At 42.8% G+C, this 21,929-nt stretch carries 15 protein-coding genes; 14 read left to right on the forward strand and 1 reads right to left on the reverse strand.

What is annotated here, in order from left to right; translation table 11 throughout:
* Window positions 1-23: 23 nt before the first annotated feature.
* The 13 genes from ABDW02_RS01820 to ABDW02_RS01880 all read left to right on the forward strand — a co-directional run bounded on the left by ABDW02_RS01820 (window position 24) and on the right by ABDW02_RS01880 (window position 19,568).
* Entirely contained in the window at window positions 24-4,676 is a 4,653-nt protein-coding gene (locus tag ABDW02_RS01820; RefSeq protein ID WP_343631568.1) for a translocation/assembly module TamB domain-containing protein, read from the forward strand.
* 84 nt (window positions 4,677-4,760) lie between these two features.
* Window positions 4,761-6,245 carry an acetyl-CoA carboxylase biotin carboxylase subunit gene (locus ABDW02_RS01825; protein WP_343631570.1) on the forward strand — a complete coding sequence of 495 codons (1,485 nt, stop codon included), beginning with the start codon at window positions 4,761-4,763 and terminating at the stop codon, window positions 6,243-6,245.
* A 167-nt stretch (window positions 6,246-6,412) separates the two neighbouring features.
* Window positions 6,413-7,624 carry an ADP-forming succinate--CoA ligase subunit beta gene (gene sucC, locus ABDW02_RS01830; protein ID WP_343631572.1) on the forward strand — a complete coding sequence of 404 codons (1,212 nt, stop codon included), beginning with the start codon at window positions 6,413-6,415 and terminating at the stop codon, window positions 7,622-7,624.
* A gap of 305 nt (window positions 7,625-7,929) precedes the next feature.
* Window positions 7,930-8,958 carry a hypothetical protein gene (locus tag ABDW02_RS01835; protein ID WP_343631574.1) on the forward strand — a complete coding sequence of 343 codons (1,029 nt, stop codon included), beginning with the start codon at window positions 7,930-7,932 and terminating at the stop codon, window positions 8,956-8,958.
* A gap of 567 nt (window positions 8,959-9,525) precedes the next feature.
* Window positions 9,526-10,911, forward strand: coding sequence for an RtcB family protein (locus ABDW02_RS01840; RefSeq protein ID WP_343631576.1), 1,386 nt, complete (start codon window positions 9,526-9,528; stop codon window positions 10,909-10,911).
* A 6-nt stretch (window positions 10,912-10,917) separates the two neighbouring features.
* Window positions 10,918-11,613, forward strand: coding sequence for a peptide chain release factor H (gene prfH, locus ABDW02_RS01845; protein ID WP_343631578.1), 696 nt, complete (start codon window positions 10,918-10,920; stop codon window positions 11,611-11,613).
* A complete protein-coding gene (locus tag ABDW02_RS01850) occupies window positions 11,610-12,089 on the forward strand; it encodes a hypothetical protein (protein WP_343631580.1) in 480 nt (159 codons plus the stop codon). Before prfH ends, ABDW02_RS01850 begins: the two co-directional genes overlap by 4 nt.
* Before the next feature lie 122 nt (window positions 12,090-12,211).
* Window positions 12,212-14,299 (forward strand): S41 family peptidase, encoded by a 2,088-nt coding sequence (locus tag ABDW02_RS01855; protein ID WP_343631582.1) that lies wholly within the window; start codon window positions 12,212-12,214, stop codon window positions 14,297-14,299.
* Window positions 14,300-14,309: 10 nt separating this feature from the next.
* Window positions 14,310-15,344, forward strand: coding sequence for a hypothetical protein (locus ABDW02_RS01860; protein ID WP_343631585.1), 1,035 nt, complete (start codon window positions 14,310-14,312; stop codon window positions 15,342-15,344).
* A gap of 111 nt (window positions 15,345-15,455) precedes the next feature.
* A complete protein-coding gene (locus ABDW02_RS01865) occupies window positions 15,456-16,313 on the forward strand; it encodes a DUF4846 domain-containing protein (RefSeq protein ID WP_343631587.1) in 858 nt (285 codons plus the stop codon).
* 250 nt (window positions 16,314-16,563) lie between these two features.
* Window positions 16,564-17,346: a type I methionyl aminopeptidase gene (gene map / locus ABDW02_RS01870; protein ID WP_343631589.1), complete on the forward strand. Its 783-nt coding sequence runs from the start codon at window positions 16,564-16,566 to the stop codon at window positions 17,344-17,346.
* Complete coding sequence (locus ABDW02_RS01875) at window positions 17,339-17,929, forward strand: hypothetical protein (RefSeq protein WP_343631591.1); 591 nt, start codon at window positions 17,339-17,341, stop codon at window positions 17,927-17,929. Before map ends, ABDW02_RS01875 begins: the two co-directional genes overlap by 8 nt.
* Before the next feature lie 43 nt (window positions 17,930-17,972).
* Entirely contained in the window at window positions 17,973-19,568 is a 1,596-nt protein-coding gene (locus ABDW02_RS01880) for a hypothetical protein (protein ID WP_343631593.1), read from the forward strand.
* Here ABDW02_RS01880 and ABDW02_RS01885 read toward each other — a convergent pair.
* Window positions 19,565-20,710, reverse strand: a complete 1,146-nt coding sequence (locus ABDW02_RS01885) for an outer membrane beta-barrel protein (RefSeq protein WP_343631595.1) — start codon at window positions 20,708-20,710, stop codon at window positions 19,565-19,567. The genes ABDW02_RS01880 and ABDW02_RS01885 overlap by 4 nt on opposite strands.
* Window positions 20,711-20,858: 148 nt before the next feature.
* Between ABDW02_RS01885 and dusB the strand changes: the two genes are divergently transcribed.
* Entirely contained in the window at window positions 20,859-21,860 is a 1,002-nt protein-coding gene (gene dusB, locus ABDW02_RS01890) for a tRNA dihydrouridine synthase DusB (protein ID WP_343631596.1), read from the forward strand.
* The last annotated feature ends 69 nt before the right edge of the window (window positions 21,861-21,929 follow it).

Below are 21,929 nucleotides of genomic sequence, written 5' to 3' on the forward strand. Positions count from 1 at the left end.
TTTGTTAATTTTGTATATAATACATGGCAAAAGTACTCAAAATACTAGGTAGAATAGTAGGGATTTCTTTTGAATGGGTGCTTTTGGTGCTCATACTTTTCGCTTTTGCCATTCGTACGAGCCAATTTCAGACCTATTTGGGCTCCCTCGCAACCAATTTTTTATCCAAAGAATTAAATACCGAATTGCGTATCGGGAAGATCGATATCGTCTTTTTCGATAAAGTGTATTTGAAAGATGTATTTGTGCGGGATCTTCACGGCGATACGCTGGCTTCTCTGAACCAGATCATGGTGCGTGTCAAAAGTTTCGATCCGGGAGGTGATTACATCCACCTGAAAAGCGTCGGGTTGTCGAAGGGAAGAGTAGGTATCGAACGCGATACGATTACCGGGGATTACAATTACGAGTTTATTGCAGATTATTTCTCCGGGAAGAAATCGAATAAACCTAAATCGGATCCGCCTACGGTGACAGTTGATAACGTGGATATCGAATGGGTGACTATTTCCTACGATGATAACCGGAAAGGTAGAAATACCTATGGAATGGATTACGACCACCTGAAATTCAAGGACGTCATTCTCCATATTGAAGATTTTAAAGAAGAAAAAGGAGTTTTGGCTTTCCGGCTGGAGCACCTCCAAACGCAGGAAAAATGTGGTTTCTGGCTGAAGCATTTATTTGCCAATGCCGTTATCAACCCGCACAAGGGAATTTTATTGAACAAGGTAGAGATCAATACTTCCCGGTCGAATATTTATGCTTCTAAACTGAACATGTTGATGAGTTCCATGGAGGGACTTCGTGATTTTGTCGACAGTGTGGCATTTGATGCGGTTATTGATTCCTCCAGAGTCAGTTTTTGGGATATTTCCCAGTTCGGAACAGCCCTGGAAGGAATGAATGAAGTGGTTTCACTAAGTGCAGAAGTAACCAAAAAGGTCAAAGACCTCAAAATAGACAACCTGGACCTGCGTTTCGGAAAACGAAGCATTGTCCGCGGAAATTACTCCCTGCCGGATTTCAGGAATCTTTCGGCATCTAATTTTAACCAGCGCATCGATTATGCCCTCATTGATTTTTCGGATGTGGAAAAGATCCAATTGCCCAAAGATGCGGGGCAAAGCCGGTTGAAATTCAGTGAAATGGTCGACAGGCTGGAATATGCCCAGGTACGGAATACAACGGTGCGCGGTTCTACAGATAAATTCGCGCTGAAAAGTGATAAATTGCAATGTATGCTGGGCTCCGTTCAGCTGGATAATGAAATTACATTTACCAAACTGAAAGAAGGCGGTTATTCCTTCAACCGCACAAAAGGAGAACGCTATGACATTGTAGTCGATAGTTTTAACCTGGCGAAATTCCTAGATAATCCAACCTTCGGAAATGTGGAAGGCCAGGTTTACCTGAGCGGAGTTGTCGGTCAGAAAGACATGATCCGCCTGGAAACACTGGAAGGTGAAGTGACCAAATTCCAGTTCAACAATTACGCGTATTCAAACATTACGGTATCGAACGGTTCATTCATTAACAATATCCTGGATGCAGATCTGAAAGTGGATGATCCGAACCTCAAACTGGCATTCAACGGCTTGATAGATGTTTCGAAAGTGCAGCATTTTGATTTTAAAGTCGGTATTGAGGAAGCCAACCTCGGAAAGCTGAATTTTGTGAAGGACCCGGAATCATCTTTCGTTGGGAATTTAGACATGGACCTGAGAGGGAACTCGCTGGAAACTTACGAAGGATTGATCAATGCCAATGGTATTGAGTTTGTCGACCAGGGCAAAAAAATGGCCCTTCCGGAACTGAGCCTTTACATCGAACGAAATCCGGAAAATGACCGTTTTGAATTGAGAAGCGATATCATAGATGCCGATCTGAGCGGAAAGATTAATTTCAAAACCATTCCGATTGCCGTAAATAACGGACTTTCAGATGCATTTCCTTCTTATTTTTCTCCGAAAGAATACCCGAGAGGAGTTGAATCAACAGATCACTTTGAGTTAAATGCGACCATCAAGAATTCCCAGGATTTCCTCAATATTTTTGTTCCGAAACTGGAAATAGCTTATGGAACCGTCGTAAAGGTAGAGCTCGATTCCCGGGCCCATCACCAGATGCTGGATATCCAATCTTCTAAAATCAGCTACGAAAAGCTGATGAACGACAAGAGTGATGCGTATATGACAAATATGGTCCTGCACCAGGAGTTTACGCAAGGGACCGGAACTCTGACCATCAACGCGGGAAAAACCCAATTGAGAGATTCTCTGGATGTGGAGAACATTCAGCTTTCGATGGATGGGACTAAAAATGTGTATCAAACAGACCTGATCTGGAATAAAGATGTTCCGAATACTTCCGACTTTGATTTCGTGATCGATGTACGAGAAGAAGGAGAATTTGACATTCAGGTAAAACCATCTTACTTCTCGGTGAAGAATAATCGATGGGACATTATGAATACCGGTCAGATGGTTTACCAGAAAAAGCATTTCGAGATCAAGCACCTGATGCTGGAGCGTGACAATCAATACCTGGCTGTGAACGGTGTTCTATCCGAGAATCCGGAAGATTACCTGACCATTAAAGCACACGAATTACATGTGGAAGAATTCTCTTCCCTGCTTGGTACGGGAGTTAAAATGCAGGGAAGCCTGGACGGAACGGCACGTTTGGCAACACCGTTTACAGATATCAAAATTGATGGTGATTTTGTCCTGAACGATTTCATCCTGGAAGGACAGGAAGTAGGAGATGTGCATGTGAATGGAATCTGGATTGACCTGGAACAAAAGATTATCCTGAACGGGGATTTGAAATACAAAGACCTTCAGACTTTCGATTTCAACGGGTATGTACTTCCAATGAAAAAAGAGGACAATATCAACTTTGACCTTGAATTCAAGGACATGAATTTGTCGTTTGTCAATGCATTCATGGACCCGGAAGTGATTTCCGATATCAGCGGAACGTTGAAAGGAGTTATTCATGCAACGGGAAGTTTTGATGAACCGGAAATTGCCGGAGACCTGCAGCTGAAAAAAGGAGGCTTGCGTGTGGGAATCCTGGGTACACACTACAGTTTGGGCGGGCCGTTGAAATTTGACGGTAAAAACGACGGTATTTATGGTGCTTTCCCTGTTCTGGACGACGAAGGAAATACGGCCTATGCCATCACTACAATTTTCCACAACAATTTCAAGGACTTCTCCATGAGCTTTGATATTAAGTTCGATGAAACGGTTGGCGGCTTCCGCGATCCGATCAGTAAACGTCCATTGAGTGCTCCGAGAAGGTTCATGGTTCTGAATACCGGGTACAAGGAAGGGACGGTGTATTACGGAAAAGCGTACGCTACCGGAACAGCGAGTATTTTGATCGAGAAAGGAAATACCGAGATCACGGTGGATGCAAAAACCGAAAAAGATACGGAAGTAAACCTGCCGATGTACGGAGCAAAGGAGATCAGCGAATTTGATTTCATTGACTTCAATACCGATTCCATTGCCGGAGATAAAGAAATCGATCTGACGGGTGTCGACCTGAATTTGAATATAGAAGCAACACCGGATGCGAAAATTAAACTGATCCTGAACGATCAGACAGGGGAAGAGATTTCTGCAACCGGACGTGGAAATATCGAACTTTCGATAGACAACCAGAACCATGTTGCTATGTCGGGGCGCTATGTAATCAACAGTGGACAGTACTTATTTGTTTTGAATCCTTTGAAAAAGGAGTTCCAGATCGCACAGGGAAGTAGCATTACCTGGACAGGAAGCCCGGAAGAAGCCAACCTGGACATCAAGGCCTATTACAAAGTAAACGCCAGTCTGGACGAATTGAACCGCGACCAGATCGGGGGATCAGCCGAAACCAAATCGGAAGTACACTGTGTGTTGCTGATCGGGCAAACGCTTTCCAATCCATCCATTACACTGGATATCGAGGTTCCGAATGTCAGCGAATCCGGGAAAGCCGTTTTGAGCAAGATCCGCTCGGATAAAGACGAACTGCAAAAACAATTCTTCTCCTTGCTGGCATTCAACCGTTTCCAGGGAACAGGAAATAACTCAAACGGAAGTTATGGAGGTGTGGCCGAAATTATTACCCAGAAAATGAATGAGGCATTCGACCAGCTGTCCAAAGAAACGAAGATCAATGTCGGGTACAACGATAACACCGTGACCGGTGATAAGAACTTCCAGTTGGGATTACAGCGTGCTTACGGTGCGAAGCAGAACATTGTCCTGAAAACGTCTTTGGGGGTTTCCAACAACACAACTACGGGAACGGCGCAAAACTCCCTGATCGGTTCCTTCAACCTGGAATACCTGATCAATGATGACGGTACATTCCGCGTATCGATCTTCAACGAATCGAATGATAAAGGAATTTTGAGCAACAAGGACAAAGGTGAATTTACCCAGGGTGTCGGTTTGCATTACGAAGAAACGTTCAACAATATTTCCGAATCCCGGATCATTGAGTTTTTTGCCAATTTGTTCCGGAAAGAGAACAAGGTGAATAATTCCAAGCGTAAAAACCGTGTTCCGGTAGATTACATTCCGGGACAATCCCCGGCTATTCCGGTAGAACAGAAGGAAGAAGAAAACAACATTCCTGCCGGAGAAAAGGAACCGGAACCAATTCCAGGTAATTAATTTCTCCATTTTGTTAGTAAAGTCTGCGAATCTTTTGCAGCATTCATTGCACTTTGCTTATTTTTACCGCCATTGAAATGATCTATGAAAAAAGTTTTAATTGCAAATAGAGGAGAGATTGCGCGAAGAGTAATCCGCTCATTAAAGAAAATGAACATCGCTACCGTAGCGATCTATTCGGATGCAGATGCGAATGCACCGCACGTTCACGAGGCCGATGAAGCAGTTTATGTAGGAAAATCCCCGTCTTCGGAATCTTATTTGCAACAGGACCTGATTTTAAAATACTGCAAGGAATTAGGAGTGGAGGGAATTCACCCGGGATATGGTTTCTTGTCTGAAAATGCCGGTTTTGCCAGAAAGGTGAAAGAAGCAGGGATCAAATTCATCGGGCCTTCTCCGGAAGCCATGGAAATCATGGGAGATAAGCTTTCAGCGAAACAAGCTGTGAAGAATTACAACGTTCCCCTGGTTCCTGGAGTAGATGAAGCCATTACGGATGTGGAAGCAGCGAAGAAAATTGCTGCGGAAGTAGGTTTTCCTATCCTGATCAAAGCATCTGCCGGAGGTGGAGGAAAAGGAATGCGTTTGGTTGAAAATGTTGCAGAATTTGAGGAGCAGATGAAAATGGCTCAGAGTGAAGCGCGTTCTTCTTTCGGAGACGATGCGGTTTTCATCGAGAAATTCGTAACAAAACCACGCCACATCGAGATCCAGGTTTTTGCCGACCAACTGGGAAATACAGTTTACCTGTTCGAGCGTGAATGTTCGATCCAGCGCCGTCACCAGAAAGTGGTGGAAGAAGCTCCTTCAGCGGTTTTAACCCCGGAATTGCGCAAGCGCATGGGAGAGGCCGCAGTTGCCGTTTGTAAAGCTTGTAACTACGAAGGTGCGGGAACTGTTGAGTTCCTGTTGGATGCCGACCTGAATTTCTACTTCCTGGAAATGAATACCCGTTTGCAGGTAGAACATCCGGTTACGGAAGAAATTACAGGAACAGACCTCGTTGAATGGCAGGTTCGCGTAGCACGCGGAGAGCGTTTGCCCAAATTGCAGGACGAATTAAGCATTCACGGACATTCCATCGAAGTGCGTGTGTATGCAGAGGATACTTTGAACGGATTTATCCCGGATATCGGAACATTGAACCGTTACCGCAGGCCACGCAGAGACCTGGCTCGGGTAGACGATGCGTTCGAAGAAGGAATGGAAGTTCCGATCTACTACGACCCGATGATCGCCAAATTGGTAGTTTGGGGTGAAACCCGCGAGGAAGCCATGGATAAAATGATCGTTGCTATCAACAATTACGAGATCTCAGGATTAAAAACAACCCTAGATTTCGGAAAATTTGTGATGATGCACCCGGCATTCCGCTCCGGAGATTTCGATACAAATTTTGTGAAACATTTCTTCCACGATCCAACAGTGATGTGGGACATGTTCAAAGACGAAAAAGCAGCATTGGAAGCCGGAATCGGGCAGATCTGGAAAGACCTGACAGAAAAAGCGAATAAAAATGCCGCATCGCGCAACATTACTTCTACGTGGAAATTGCATGCGCATTAATGAATTGTGTGTGATTAATCGATATTTAGGTTGTGTAGGGGCGAAAAATTTTTCGCCCCTACACGCATTTAATAATTTTACAAATCCGTCGAATTTTTATGGAATTCCAATTACTTCGAACCAATTAAATGTTTACCTTTAGCGCACCAAAAATTTAAAAAGTTGTCATGAACTTACACGAATATCAAGGAAAATCAATTTTACAAAAATACGGCGTGGCAATCCAGCGCGGAGTTGTTGTAGAAAAAGTAGAAGATGCAGTTGCTGCAGCTAAAAAATTGACAGAAGAAACTGGAACAGGTTGGTATGTGGTAAAAGCACAGATCCACGCTGGAGGTCGCGGTAAAGGGATCGTTCAGGAAACCGGTTCTAACGGTGTAGTTTTGGCAAAAGGAATTGACCAGGTTGAGGAGAAAGTAAAAGGAATTCTTGGTGGTCACCTGGAAACAGCTCAAACAAACGGGAAAGGGAAATTGGTGAACAAAATTTTGTTGGCCGAAGACGTTTATTACCCGGGTGAAGCTGAAGTGGAAGAGTTCTACATGTCCGTATTATTGGACCGTGAAAAAGGACGTAACACGATCATGTACTCCACAGAAGGAGGAATGGATATTGAAACAGTTGCTCACGATACGCCACATTTGATCTTCAAGGAAGAAATCGATCCGCGTGTAGGAATTCAAGGGTTCCAAGCTCGTAAGATTGCCTTCAATTTGGGATTGTCAGGAGAAGCGTTCAAGCAAATGACGAAATTCGTTGTGAGCCTGTACAATGCTTACGAAGGATGTGATGCTGCGATGTTCGAAATCAACCCGGTATTGAAAACTTCAGACAACAAGATCATTGCAGTGGATGCGAAAGTAACTCTGGATGGAAACGGATTGTACCGTCACCCGGATTACGCAGCTATGCGCGATACTTCAGAAGAAGATCCGTTGGATGTAGAAGCAGATGCAGCAGGATTGAACTTCGTGAAACTGGACGGAAACGTTGCATGTATGGTAAACGGAGCTGGTTTGGCGATGGCAACCATGGATATCATCAAGTACTCAGGTGGTAACCCGGCTAACTTCTTAGATGTAGGTGGAACTGCTGATGCTGAGCGCGTTGAGAAAGCATTCCACATCATTTTGAAAGATCCAAACGTGAAAGCGATTTTGATCAACATTTTTGGTGGTATCGTTCGTTGTGACCGCGTTGCTCAGGGAGTTGTTGATGCTTACAAGAGCATCGGGAATATTCCTGTTCCGATCATCGTTCGTTTGCAGGGAACAAATGCTGAAGAAGCGAAGAAAATCATTGACGAGTCAGGATTGAACGTACATTCAGCGGTATTGTTGCAGGAAGCAGCAGATAAAGTGAAAGAAGTATTGGCGTAAGTCAATCCAACAATAACAGGAAAGCCCCGGTCATTATGGCCGGGGCTTTTTGTTTCGCAAAGAGGTACACAGATAAAAATATGATTTCGTATTTCAAAACCTTATTTGATGTTTTCCTCCAACATACAATAAACTTACCAAGTGAAAAATGCTTTGCGAAAGAACATTGAACCTTTACAAAACTTACTTGAACTAAATGTGAAATGGGTTGAATAAGATTTATTGGTGAATATTTACTTAAATAAATATTTGTAATAGCGCTATAAAATAGAATGTTAATTTAGAAGTGTCAATTTAAATCATAAATGGAAACAAATGAGATTATTAATAAATACATAGGCTTAAGGCCATTGTATAAAAAATTAGCGGCTAATGTCTCAATCATTATTGAAGAATTATTAGAATTACACAATGTCAACTTTCATGCAGTTAACTATAGAGCTAAGACCGTGGAAAGTTTTTCAGAAAAAATTAAAAAACCTAAATATACTGATCCATTGATTCAATTAACAGATTTCGCTGGAATAAGGATAATTGGATATGTAGAAGATGATGTTAATCAGATTGCCAAAATAATTGAAGCCAATTTTGAGATTGATAAAAATCACAGTCTTGACAAAAGTTTAGAACTTGGAGTTGATAGAGTGGGATATAAGTCGGTACATTATGTTTGTACTTTACCCAAAAACCGGACAATATTACCAGAATTTGATCGGTTTAAAGATTTAAAATTTGAGATACAAATAAGAACTATATTGCAACATTCGTGGGCAGAAATAGAACACGATAAGAATTATAAGTTTTCGGGGGAGCTCCCTCCAGAAATTCAAAGGAGATTCAAATTAGTTGCTGGAAGTTTAGAGCTTGCAGATAGAGAGTTTAATCAATTATCTCGAGAGATTGATAATTATTCAAAGACTGTTCAGGAAAGTGCTGAAAAAGGTGATTTAGACATTAAACTAAATTCAACAGCCTTAAAACAATTCTTAACTGTTAGATTTGAAAAATTAATTTTAACAGGTTTGAGGCCCGATTTTAATGGACGAGAATCATATATATTGGGCGAACTTAGAAGATTTGGGATTAAAACATTGTCTGATCTTGATAAAATAATAGATAAGAGAATTACTGGGCTCAATCTTAAAGGGTCTGTATATGGTAACTTTCTTGGACTTGTTCGTAATATCATGATGTTGAATGATTTAGAAAAGTATTTCACTAAGTCACATAGAAATGATTGGGGCGTTTTAGATGCATCAAGTAAGCGTGTGTTAGCAAAATTAGGCGTTGATACTTCTAAAGTTGAAGAATATTTATCCAATGCTGATAAATAAAGATTTTTTTATTACTACGTAATAAAGGACCCGCCTCCAAAATTTTTTTTCATTTTGTTGACAACCATGTCATTTTTTATGCGTTATCTTTGTGCCGTCGAAAAAATAGTGTCGGCAATAACAAGAAGTATAACAATTTTAAAAACCGAAGCAATGATCAATTTCAGTATGACATTAGGAGCTCCAACCGGCAAGGATGCTGGTGTGCTCGGGCTTTGGGTTTTTCAATAGCGATTTCAAAAATCATCTTTATATGAAAATCCGAAGCTGTTAGAGGTTTCGGATTTTTTTGTTTTAGGTACCACCAAAATTTCCCCGGAATCTCTTTTTAATCAAGGTCAGAAATGACTGCAATCAAAAACAGGATTAATCCTTTGTGGGATGCATCGACAAGTCGATGATTACTTTCCCGCAAATGCACAGATTTTTTTGCTCGCCTGATGCTTATGCTGAAGCTTCGGCATAGGCGCACCGGACTCGCTTTTGGAGTTCAAAGGACGACTGGTAAGCGCCATATTTTATCTGTGCATCGGCGGTGAAAAAGGATTTGATCCCAAAGAAAGAAAAATGGGAAATAAGATTAAGGGGAAAGACTTGCTTAAAATAGGCTTCCCCAACGACAACTCTGTAAACATCGCCTTAGGGCTGATCAGCAGGTATAAAAAAAGAGAAACAAAAGACCGCGTTCTGAAAGAACTTTCCGAATTGCTTTACGCTCCGGATGAATACATCGGAGACGGGATTTGGGGCAAAGTTGCAGAAGGACTGGTTGCACCGGTTGAGGTGAAATTCAACGAATTGAAGATCGAACGTTCACCGTTTTTGATTTACGGTGAGAATGAAATTGATGACAAAACAAAACATCAGTTTTACCAGGCTTTGAAACTTCCTGTTTCAGTACAGGGAGCACTGATGCCTGATGCACATTACGGTTACGGCTTACCGATCGGAGGCGTTTTGGCAACGGATAATGCGGTGATTCCCTATGGGGTCGGAGTAGATATCGGTTGCCGGATGTCGCTGAGCATTTTCGATGCACCGGCTTCGTTTTTCAACGGGAAAACACATCAACTGGAGAATTTGCTTTCGGACCACACGAAGTTCGGAATGTACGAAACACACAAGATCAAGCACGATCATTCGATTATGGAAAGCAAGCTGTTTCGGGAAATTCCGCTTCTGAGAAAGTTGAAAACCAAGGCATACCAGCAATTGGGAACTTCCGGCGGAGGAAACCATTTCGTGGAATTCGGAACGGTAACCATTACCGCTACGGATGCAGGAATTCCTCCGGGTTCGTACTTCGCATTGCTGAGTCATAGCGGTTCACGCGGTTTAGGTGCAGCGATTGCCAAACAGTACACACAATTGGCAGTGAAACAATGTCCTTTGCCGAGATCCGTGCAGCATTTGGCCTGGTTGAACCTGGATACGCACGACGGACAGGAATACTGGAATGCCATGAACCTCGCCGGTGAATATGCAAAAGCTTGCCACGATGATATTCACGCACGATTGACCAAAAAGTTGGGGCTCCGCATGTTGATGACGATAGAGAACCATCACAATTTTGCATGGAAGGAAACCGTAAACGGCAATGAATGCATTGTGCACCGGAAAGGAGCAACCCCGGCAGGCCTGGGAGAACTGGGAATCATTCCCGGAAGTATGACTGCTCCCGGATTTATTGTCCGCGGATTGGGAAATGCTTCCAGCCTGAATTCTGCTTCACACGGCGCCGGACGCGTATTTTCCCGTTCGGAGTGTAAGAGCAGGTTCACGAAAAGTGAGATGATGAAAACCCTGAGTAATGCTGAAGTCAGTTTGATCGGAGGTGCGGTGGACGAATGCCCGATGGCATATAAGAATATCCACCATGTGATGGGAAATCAGCAGGAACTGGTAGAAACGATCGGGACATTTACTCCGAAGATTGTACGAATGGATAAGTAACAAGACATGGAAACTAAATTATTACATATCACAACGGCAAAAGGCCCTTTGGAATGCCAGCTGGCAGCCGGAAAAATTTTGGGGGCTTTGCTGGCAGACCTGAGACAAAAAGGCTTGCAGGCCGAAACAATGGATCGGGTAGCAGGCCCGGAAAGCGGAACAATTTTATCCGCCACCATCCAGGTCAAAGGAATTGCGATTCAGACAGCAATTCAATCCTGGTTAGGGACGATACAATGGATTCAAAAGAGTCCGTATCGTCCCAATCATGGGCGAAAAAACTGGTTCGTAGGGATTTTTGAAATCAATCCGGCAGAAACCATTCGCTGGGACGAAAACGAGATCGTTTACCAGTCCGTTCGAAGCAGTGGTTCCGGCGGACAGCACGTGAATAAAGTCAGTTCAGCAGTTCGGGCAACACATACTCCAAGCGGAGTATCGGTCTTTGTACAGGAAAGCCGTTCACAGCTGCAAAACAAGAAAATTGCCCGCGAACGCATCCGTGAAAAACTGGAAAAGGCCCAAAGTGAAAAACTGGTCGAAGTGGTCAATCAAACCTGGTCACAGCATCATGAACTGGAACGCGGAAACCCGGTGAGAACGTTTACTGGAATGGACTTTAAGCCGAAAAAGGCAGAAAAGAACTTTAAGAAACAACGGAATCAGTTGAAAAAAGAATTATACAAAGAATTGAAGCAATGACAGCAAACATTTACTTAGTAAAAGCACTGGATTATTATCCGTATAACCTGGAAGAAGCCCTGGAATCGTTGAATTATGCCATGGCTTATGAAGAAAACAATCCGATTGCACTTTGCCTGATGGGGCGGGTGCAATTGGAAATTTTCAAGGATTATCCGCAGGCAAACAGTTATTTCAGGGAAGCATTGGCAGCCAGTGTGAATTACCTGGAAACCTACACCTATTTTTTGGATTGCCTGTTGATCCAGGAAGAATTTGAAGAGATGGCGAAATTACTGGCCTTTGCCCGAAAACGCAAAGGAATCGACCGGGCGCTGATGTTCTATTACGAAGCATTGCTTTTGGAGAAACAACTCAAATTTAAAAAAGCGCAGAAAGCCATTAAAGAAGCAATGATGCTGGCTCAAACCGGTTCGTTTATGTCGGACCTGGAAGAAATGAAAAAGCGGATTGAGAAAAAAGTGGCGCTGAAATAATAGAATAGATTCGTTCTTGCATAACCATCTTTATGAATTCTGCACAATTCAACAGAAAGCACTTTCGGGTGCTTTTCTGTATTAAAATTCGTTGTACTTTTGTTGCCTGAAAATAACTGATCTTGCGTTTAAAATCTTTCATTACAGCCACCTTACTTAGCAGTTTCTTTACCTGTTATTTGTTTGCCGGAGAACCAGATTCTTTATCGGTGAATGCGCGCTTATTGATCAAAAAGATCCAAAGCAAACATGTGAAACCCCGGACAGTTGATGCCGGATTCGGGAACCAGGTGCATGATTATTTCTATTCCTTCATGGATGTAAAAAAGGAAATTTTCAGAGCGGAAGATCTGATTTATTTGAAAGGATTGAGCGCAAAATTGGATGAAGATATCAAGGAAGGAAATTCCCGCTATTTCTCAGAATTTAACCGTATTTTTCTGGAACGGACCAAAGAAATCCAGGCAATTCGCAAAACGTATTTCAGTAAGCCGGTTCAGTTGAACAGTACGAAAAAGTACGATCCGGCGATGCAGAATAAGCTCACAACCGCTAATTATAAGTCATTTTGGGAGAATCATTTAAGCCTTATGGTGTTCTCCGAAATCGTTTCCATGCACCCGGAAGATTCGAAAATGCTGTTGAAGGATTCATTACCTTCCTTTGAAAAAAGAGCACGCGCGAAGATCGAAACAAATTATTCCAATTATTTTGAGCTTTTGACGGGCAAAAAAATGATGCAGGAAATGTATCTGAATGCCATTGCCATGAGCTTTGATCCGCACAGCTTGTATTTCAGCCCAAGCCAAAAAGAAGGATTTGTGGAAGAACTTTCCACTCAGAAGGAAAAATTTGGGATCAGTTATGGATTGGATGAACAAAACCGGGTGATCTTAACCGATATTTTACCCGGAAGTTCAGCCTGGTTGAGCAATGAACTCTTTTCCGGTGATCAGATCCTGCGAATCAGGTTCGGCTGGAAAAACACCAATTGGCTGGAACTAAAAAACGGAGTTGCCGGGCTCAAAGAGTTGTCGGAGGCTTTCAAGAATTTCCAGGGAAGGGAAATCACACTCCTGGTTCTGGATAAAGATGGAATGGAAGTGCAGGTAGATCTCGAAAAAACAGTTGTTTATAATGACAACGACAACATCAAAAATGCCCTGATGAGCGGCCCGAAAAATATCGGTTATATCAGTCTGCCGGATTTTTACACCTCTTATTCTACAGATGGAAATGAATTGGGCTGTGCCAATGACATGGCGAAATGCATTTTAAAATTAAAGAAAGACGGTATTGAGGGATTGATCCTTGATTTACGGGGAAATGGTGGAGGTTCTCTGTATGAAGCCGTTGCTCTTTCAGGAATTTTCATCGACTACGGGCCGATTTTGGCAACCACGGATAATACGGGAGCGGTACAGGTCCTGAAAGACATTAACCGTGGATTTATCTATGACGGGCCATTGATGGTATTGATTGATGCCGGAAGCGCTTCAGCTTCTGAAATAGTTGCCGCTGTTTTACAGGATTACAAAAAGGCACTTGTTGTAGGTGTTCCGAGTTTCGGAAAGGCGACCAGTCAAATAGTCTATCCCCTGGATCCGCTGGTGGGAGATTTTTCCAGGCTTCAGGAAAACCCGGATTACGGATATGCGAACATTACCGGTGGGTTCCTGTACCGTGTAACCGGGAAATCGAATCAGGGAGTTGGAGTAATGCCCGATATTGAGTTGGGAATGACTGCTTTTGATTCCATTGAAGAGCGTGAACGCAAGTATCCGAATGCCTTGATTCCGGGAGCAATTGATAAGAAAATGGTGTATACACCCGCTGCAACGGACTTACCGGTACAATCATTGAAAGCTTTTTCTGAAAAACAGCGTAAGGAAGGAATTTATGCGACCTACTACCAAATAATGGATTCGATCGGGAAGAGTTATGATGAAAACCAGGTGGTGACTTTAGATATTTTAAGTTATTGGAAGGAATCACAGAAGGAGGATGTTATCAAGGACCGGTTAAAAGCATTAAAGAGCGATGTGAACTGGACTTACGGGATAAAATCCAATTCTTTTGATCAAACGGTTTACGACAAAAATCCCATCCTGAAAAAATATTTTGAAGATTTTGCAACGCGCTTAAAGCTGGACATAGAACTGTTTGAAGCAATCGGAATAATGAATGAATGGCTACAATTAAACAAATAATAAAACAAAAATGAAAAATCGATTACTAAAAATCACCTGCATGATCGCCTTTTTCGGAGCGGCGAATAGCTACGCGCAAACGGCGGTAGAATATATGAATGTATTTACTGCCGAATACGGCAAAATCCAGCAGGACATGTGGGATTATACCAGTTCCGTTTCGCACGGAAAAAGTGCCCGAAAGGTAGAAAAAAGAAGAGGAGAATTAATCCAGACATCGAATGCTGCTTTGGGTAAAGCAAAATCAGCCAAAGGGTTCAATGGTTCCACCCAGTTCCGTGATTCTGTGATTGAGTATTTCAGAATTTCCAACCTGGTTTTGAAAGAAGATTATGCTAAAATTGTTGATATGGAGGCAGTTTCAGAAGAATCTTACGATGCAATGGAGGCATATATGCTGGCAAGAGAGCGTGCAAATGATAAACTGGTTGCCGCTTCTGAAATGATCAGCAGAGAGCAAAAAGCGTTTGCAGCGTCAAACAATATCAACCTGATTTCTTCAGAAGATGCTTTGGATAAAAAGATGGCCATTGCCGGAGAAGTTTACGATACTTACAACGAGATCTACCTGCTTTTCTTCAAAAGTTTCAAGCAGGAAGTATATCTGACAGATGCCATTACCCGTCAGGACATCAACGCCATTGAACAAAACAGAAATGCATTGATTGCTACCGCTGAAGAAGGATTGAAAAAACTGGAGGCTGTAAAACCATACAAGAACGATAAAAGTATGGTTGAAGCAACAAAGAAACTATTGAATTTCTATATCGAAGAAGGGAAAAACGACATTCCTAAAATGGCTGATTATTTCATGAAAACGGAAAACTTCAACAAAGTGAAAAAAGCGTTTGACGAAATTCCTGAAAAGAAAAGAACCCAGACGGATGTAAACGAATACAACAAAGCTGTAAACGATATGAATGCGGGTGTAAATACCTTTAATACAACCAATCAGAATTTAAATAAAAAACGTGCTGCATTGATTGATGGCTGGAATGCAGCAGCTGATAAATTCACAGATACACACGTTCCGAAAGGGAAATAAGCCCGGAGATTAAATAGAAACCGATTCAGCAATGAGTCGGTTTTTTTTATGAAAAAGAATTTGGGTTCACGGAGATTCCTTATCTTGGAACAAACTTGAAACCATCAATCCATGAACAAATTAACACTTGCGTTCTATTCCGGTTGCTTCCTTCTGATTGCTTCTTGTAATCTCAATCCGCCGAAAACCGTTGACGGGGTAAATGCTTCGGAACAATTGATCGACACTTCGGGTACGACCATAGCCACGCGCTTTTTGCCCCCTGAAGGTTACGGGCGAAAATCACAGGACAGCAGCAGTTTCGGGTTTTATTTGCGGAACCTGCCATTAAAAAAACATGGCTCGGAAGTGCATTTATACAACGGAAGCCTGAAGGGAAACCAAACGGCTCATGCGGCGGTTGTCAACATGTCTGTCGGGAATCGTGATTTGCAGCAATGTGCGGATGCGGTCATGCGTTTGCGCGGAGAATATTTGTTCCACAACAAGCGATTTTCAGACATTCATTTCCGGTTTGTAAGCGGGTTTAATTGCGAATATTCGAAATGGCGGGAAGGAAATCGGGTGGCTCTCAATGGAAATTCGGTCTTTTGGCAGAAATCGGCAGCAGCTGATAAAAGTTATGCATCTTTCCTGAAGTACATGGAAACAGTTTTCAATTATGCCAGTACACTTTCGCTGGAAAAGGAATTGCGTTCCATCGAACTGAAAGATGTGGAGATCGGTGATGTACTGATCCGTGGTGGAGCTCCCGGACATGCGGTCATTGTAGTGGACATGGCTGAAAATGCGGATGGAGAAAAGTTGGTGCTTTTGGCTCAAAGCTACATGCCGGCGCAGGAAATACAGGTGCTTCTAAACCCGATGAACAGGAATACCTCACCCTGGTACAACCTGGAAGAGCGCGCGAAGATTTACACACCGGAATGGACGTTTGAAGCGCACCAGTTAAGAAGATTTGAGAAGTAAAAATCTAAATCAAAAAAGAACATTGATGTATTTTTAGTTTTTTGTATATCAGATTGTTACCGTTAAAAGTGTTCGTATCTTTGGGAACACCCAAATTTGGAAATTCCTGAATACCATCATTTGGTAAATCAAGAGTAATCTTTCTTAATTCTAAGGAATAATAAGGGATCACTCAATTCGTCATTCATAATTCGGCATTCGCAATTCAATTTGAAGTATCTTTGCATCGATGAATTTCCTGAATAAGAGTATGATCAAATATAAAACAGCCGAAGAAATTGAAATTATGCGCCAGGCAGCTTTAGTAGTTAGCCGGACATTGGGGAAAGTAGCAGAAATGATGCGTCCCGGAGTAACTCCGCTGGAATTGGACAAAATGGCGGAAGCTTATATCCGTTCCCAGGATGCAATTCCCGGATTTTTGGGATTGTACGGATGTCCGAGTACCTTGCTGATTTCTGTCAACGAACAGGTCGTTCACGGATTACCTACTGAAAGACCGATCCAGGAAGGCGATATTGTTTCTGTGGATTGCGGAGCTGTTTACAAAGGATACTACGGAGATCATGCTTACACATTTGCTGTGGGGAAAATCTCGGAAGCAAAAAGAAAGTTGCTGGATGTGACTTTGGAATGCTTGTATTTGGGAATCGAACAGGCAAAAGTTGGAAACCGCATTGATGATATCGGCTGGGCTATTCAGACACATGCCGAAAATAACGGTTACGGTGTAGTTCGTGAATTGGTAGGACACGGATTGGGGAAAACCCTGCACGAAGACCCTCAAGTTCCGAATTACGGGAAAAGAGGTCGCGGCAAAAAAATCATGAATGGCCTTACGATCGCTATTGAACCGATGATCAATATGGGAACCGAAAAAGTGATCCAATTGGAAGATAACTGGACAATCGTAACTGCTGACGGCCAACCGAGTGCGCATTTTGAGCACGATATTGCGGTAGTTGACGGAAAACCGGTTATCCTTTCCACATTCGACTATATCGAAGAAGCTTTGGCGAAGAAAAATGATTAGTGAACGCATCGTTTTACTAGCCGTTCTGACCGCCTCCATGTACGGATTATCCACCTTTATGAAGGATGGAGCATTCATTTTTCCGTTTGGATTATATAAAGTGGGATTGTTCCTGGTGGCTGCAATTTTGCTGATCGCCAACCGGAAAAAAATCCGGTTGAAAGAAGTAACCCTGATCCTTTGGACCGTTTTTTTAGCAGTTTCCTCCAAATTTGTGATGCAACTGCTTTTCTCAGACCTGGATTTTGAAGAAGAACCCGATTCGATCATTGTCTTTTCATCCTGGTTTTTCCTGGGATTCGTGGTTTTCTTTTTTTTCTGGCAGATCTTGCTTGCATTCGAAGATAAAACCATGTATCGCTGGCTTCAGATTGCCAATGGAGCAGCTATGTCGGTGTGTTTGATGATAGGCCTGTTCGAATGGCTGATCGTTCCTACGTGGATGTGGCTACTGAGTGTTTTCCTGAGTAAATCCGAAAACCCGATGCACAAATCCGTAGTTGGTTTGGTTGGATTTGTGATTCTCAGTTCCTGGTGTTCGGCGTTGTATTTCGGAAAGGAAGCCATCCTGGGAAACCTGTAACATTTCGGGCCGGATGCATTATGGAATGAAGAACCAACTGAATATGCGATACCGTTTACTCCTTCTGATTTTAGTTCCCTGTTTTTTGAATGCTCAAAGTATTCCGGAACAAATCAATTTCATTTTAAAGAAAACTCCGCGAACGGTTGAGAAATATACCAAACCGTCAAAAAGCAATGTGATTTTCCTGGAAACTGCGTTTAATAATGCCGTTTTTAAAGACAAGGAATTGCTCAATTCGGTCAAGGATAAAGTAATCCTGAAAATTGAACTGATCTATACGACTTACCGCAAATCGGAAACATTTGATCAGCACGGTTTGAGCAGAAAACGCCTGGAGAATTTATTTTTAACTGCTCCGAACAGTCTGGAACAATCCGGAATCGAGTGGATCTTAATTGCCCAGTCGGGCTGTCAGTCTGCCGAAGAAGGGAAGGATTATTTTCACGGTTTTGCGATTACGTATCGCGATTTGCCGGATGTCATTACAACGAAAGTGGAATCAAACTTTATCCGCGATGTTACGGCCGGGAAGATCAAATCGTATGCCTACGATACCTATCTGAAAAGGGAAACCGAGAAAATGGAGAAAGATTCGGTAGACGATGCAGAGCCGGTTATTGTACTTCCGAAATTTCCGCACAGCGAACAGGCACGAATCAATTACTTTTCGAAATACCTCAATTTTCCTCCGGAAGCATCCGGACCGAAGAAAGTAGATGTACAGTTCATCATCAGCAAGGAAGGGAAGATTACACAAATCAATTTCCCGACGCTGCCCGGCCCTTCGCCGTATAAAGAAGAAATCCGGGAGTTTATTAAAACCATGCCGGATTGGACGCCGGGAACACTGAACGGAAAACCAACGGAATGCATGGTGCAGTTTTCGGTCGATTTTATGAACCGGGGAAGTGTCATTCCTTCTCCGCTGGAGATTTTCGCTACAGAAGTTCCTCCGAAATTAAAAGCAAAAATGCCGGCTTATGATTACAATGCGATTAAGCCGCAGCCATCGTCCAACCAGGTCAGTAAAGCGCTTGCGAAAGTAGATTGGTCAAAAGCTACGCTGGTGTGTGATGTAACGGGCAGTATGGCCCCGTACAATGCGCAGGTGATGGAATTTATTGCAGCCCAGTTAAAGAACAAACTCCAGGCGCCTAAGCAATTTGTATTTTTCAATGACGGAGACAACCGGAAAGATAAAACGAAGAAAGCCGGGCAAACCGGAGGCGTTTACAATTATACTTCCGGTAACCTGGATTCAATTTCCGAATTCATGATCTATGTAATGAATCAGGGTTCGGGAGGTGATTTACCGGAAAACAATGTGGAAGCACTGATCTATTCATTGAAAAGTTATCCGCGAACGGAGAAATTGATTCTGATTGCAGACAATTTTGCTTCACCGAGGGATATGTCGCTGATCGGGAGTATCGGTATTCCGGTGCATGTGGTGGTTTGCGGCGGAACAATCCTGAATGAGGATTACCTGGACATTGCCTACAAAACGAAAGGTTCTTTGAGCTTTAACGGAACTGATTACAAAGATTTCTACACCTTTGAAGACGGATCGACAATGCATATCGGGAAAACGACTTATGTGTTGAAGAAAGGGCATTTTGTGCAGAAGAGAGACTAAAACCATAAACCAATACTAGCAATCCCTTCCCAGCGAATATTGTTGGAATGTTCATTGTAGTAGAAAATCTTCTCGCTTGCTTTCGTTTTCAATACCCGCGATTCAATGCGGAAAAATGCATTCGGAATCGGTTTGTATTCGAATCCAAGCGTTCCGCCCAAAATGTCCAGCCCTGTAAGGTTGTGATTTTCATTTTCAATAGGACCTGTGAGGATTTCATCCGGATCACTGAAGATCTCAGCACGGGTATATGCGGCAATAAAATGCGTAAAACGGTATTTGAAAGCGGCAATTCCGGAGAAAATATAGGCCGTTTGATTGGGATTATTTAAACGGCTGTTTTGCTGGTACCCGAAATTTGCTTCCAGTCCGAGAACAATGTGATTGGTTTTAAAAACCCCGATGTAATTGGTGTAATGGCGAAAATGGTTCTGGGAAACATAACTGGGATATTCGTCGCAGACAATGGAACTTAAAGTGTGTGTCCAATGATTCCCGGTGTATGCCACTGAAGCTCCGATCGCTTTGTTCTTGTTTGTTTCGATAAAGGTGCTGAATCCGTTGAAAACATTGATTTGGTAGGTCCATTTATCGGATTGTTGCCAGGTCAATTTGGCCCCACTTAAAAAGTAGGGTTCAAAATAAGTGGTCATGGCAATGCTGGTCGTGATGTTTTCGCGTGGCTGAATGGATTCCAAACCGATGTGAGTCCGGAAATAACCGGCATCGATCCATAATTTCTTATAGATCCGGAACCCGACATTTGCTTCCTGGATCAGGTTGAGGTTTTGCGACCAGGCACTTAAAGGAATATCGCCGTAAAAAAGTGTGGCAATTCCACGCATGCGGCGGCTCTCGTATTTGGCAGAAATCTGGATGATATTGATCCCGAATTGATTGTTTTTCGGGGATGAGGTAGGAAATTTGGAATATCCTCCTGCGCCTAATGTATCGGTGTAATAGCTGTAGTACGTATCAATGTACCCCGAAACTTTGACTTTTCCGGTCGTATCGTATTCCTGGTGGTAAGGATTTACCCGGGTTCCCGTAAAAGTAAGGTCCGTAGTATCTTTTTTAAAGATCTGGCTACGAACAAACGGTGAACATAAAACAACCAAACAAACGGTGACGAGCGCTTTCATCGAGTAATATTGAGTCGCGAATTTAATGATTCTAAGGTAACTTCGACTCCGCTCAGTCTCCTTAGAATAAATTAGATCAAATGAAAAAGTTGCCTGAGCCGAGTCGAAAGCATTTTTTTCATTTTGAATTTAGCCGTATCTTTGCACCATGGTAAAAATCCGGGATATTGAGTTGGGTGAATTTCCGCTCCTTCTGGCACCAATGGAAGACGTGAGTGATCCGCCGTTCAGGGCTTTGTGTAAGAAACACGGAGCTGATTTGATGTACACTGAATTCATTTCTTCCGAGGGATTGATCCGTGATGCAATCAAAAGCCGTCAGAAACTGGATATTTTCGATTACGAAAAGCCGATCGGGATTCAAATCTTTGGTGGTGATGAGGAAGCAATGGCCATGTCGGCAAAAATTGTGGATGCTACCAATCCGGATATCCTGGATATTAACTTCGGTTGTCCGGTAAAGAAAGTGGTTTCCAAAGGAGCAGGAGCAGGAGTATTGAAAGATGTGGATTTGATGGTCCGTCTCACAAAGGCGTGTATCAATTCCACGAAACTACCCGTTACCGTTAAGACGCGTTTGGGCTGGGACCATTCAATGATCAACATCATTGAAGTGGCCGAGCGCCTGCAGGATATCGGAGTGGAAGCTTTATCCATTCACGGACGTACACGCGCCCAGATGTACAAAGGTGAAGCTGATTGGACCCACATTGCAGAAGTCAAGAACAATCCGCGCATCAAGATCCCGATTTTCGGGAACGGGGATATCGATTCACCGGAAAAAGCATTGGAATATAAAAACCGTTACGGAGTAGACGGAATCATGATCGGTCGCGCAAGTATCGGTTATCCGTGGATTTTCAATGAAATCAAACACTTTATGGAAACCGGTGAACATTTGGCGGTTCCGGGAGTGAAAGACAGGGTAGAAGCTGCCCGTGATCACTTAATGATGAGTGTGAAATGGAAAGGTGAACGATTGGGAGTTGTTGAAATGAAACGCCATTATACGAATTACTTCAAAGGAATTGCCCATTTCAAGGAATACCGTACCAAGTTGGTGACTTCGTTTGATTTGCAGGAAATACTGGATACGCTTTCGTACCTGGAAGAAAACGCGGAAGAGTTTATTTTTTCGAACCCGGTTTGACTTCGATTCAGCCACGGCTGACTCAATCACTGATTCTATGAATTAAGATAAGACAGGAACAAATCGTTC

Source organism: Fluviicola sp. (genome assembly GCF_039596395.1).
In the GTDB taxonomy this organism is placed as follows: Bacteria; Bacteroidota; Bacteroidia; order Flavobacteriales_D; family Crocinitomicaceae; genus Fluviicola.

Coding starts and splice junctions, on each gene's coding strand:
- ABDW02_RS01820 (WP_343631568.1), top strand. CDS start 24: ATGGCAAAAGTACTCAAAATACTAGGTAGAATAGTAGGGATTTCTTTT.
- ABDW02_RS01825 (WP_343631570.1), top strand. CDS start 4,761: ATGAAAAAAGTTTTAATTGCAAATAGAGGAGAGATTGCGCGAAGAGTA.
- sucC (WP_343631572.1), top strand. CDS start 6,413: ATGAACTTACACGAATATCAAGGAAAATCAATTTTACAAAAATACGGC.
- ABDW02_RS01835 (WP_343631574.1), top strand. CDS start 7,930: ATGGAAACAAATGAGATTATTAATAAATACATAGGCTTAAGGCCATTG.
- ABDW02_RS01840 (WP_343631576.1), top strand. CDS start 9,526: ATGGGAAATAAGATTAAGGGGAAAGACTTGCTTAAAATAGGCTTCCCC.
- prfH (WP_343631578.1), top strand. CDS start 10,918: ATGGAAACTAAATTATTACATATCACAACGGCAAAAGGCCCTTTGGAA.
- ABDW02_RS01850 (WP_343631580.1), top strand. CDS start 11,610: ATGACAGCAAACATTTACTTAGTAAAAGCACTGGATTATTATCCGTAT.
- ABDW02_RS01860 (WP_343631585.1), top strand. CDS start 14,310: ATGAAAAATCGATTACTAAAAATCACCTGCATGATCGCCTTTTTCGGA.
- ABDW02_RS01865 (WP_343631587.1), top strand. CDS start 15,456: ATGAACAAATTAACACTTGCGTTCTATTCCGGTTGCTTCCTTCTGATT.
- map (WP_343631589.1), top strand. CDS start 16,564: ATGATCAAATATAAAACAGCCGAAGAAATTGAAATTATGCGCCAGGCA.
- ABDW02_RS01875 (WP_343631591.1), top strand. CDS start 17,339: ATGATTAGTGAACGCATCGTTTTACTAGCCGTTCTGACCGCCTCCATG.
- ABDW02_RS01880 (WP_343631593.1), top strand. CDS start 17,973: ATGCGATACCGTTTACTCCTTCTGATTTTAGTTCCCTGTTTTTTGAAT.
- ABDW02_RS01885 (WP_343631595.1), bottom strand. CDS start 20,710: ATGAAAGCGCTCGTCACCGTTTGTTTGGTTGTTTTATGTTCACCGTTT.
- dusB (WP_343631596.1), top strand. CDS start 20,859: ATGGTAAAAATCCGGGATATTGAGTTGGGTGAATTTCCGCTCCTTCTG.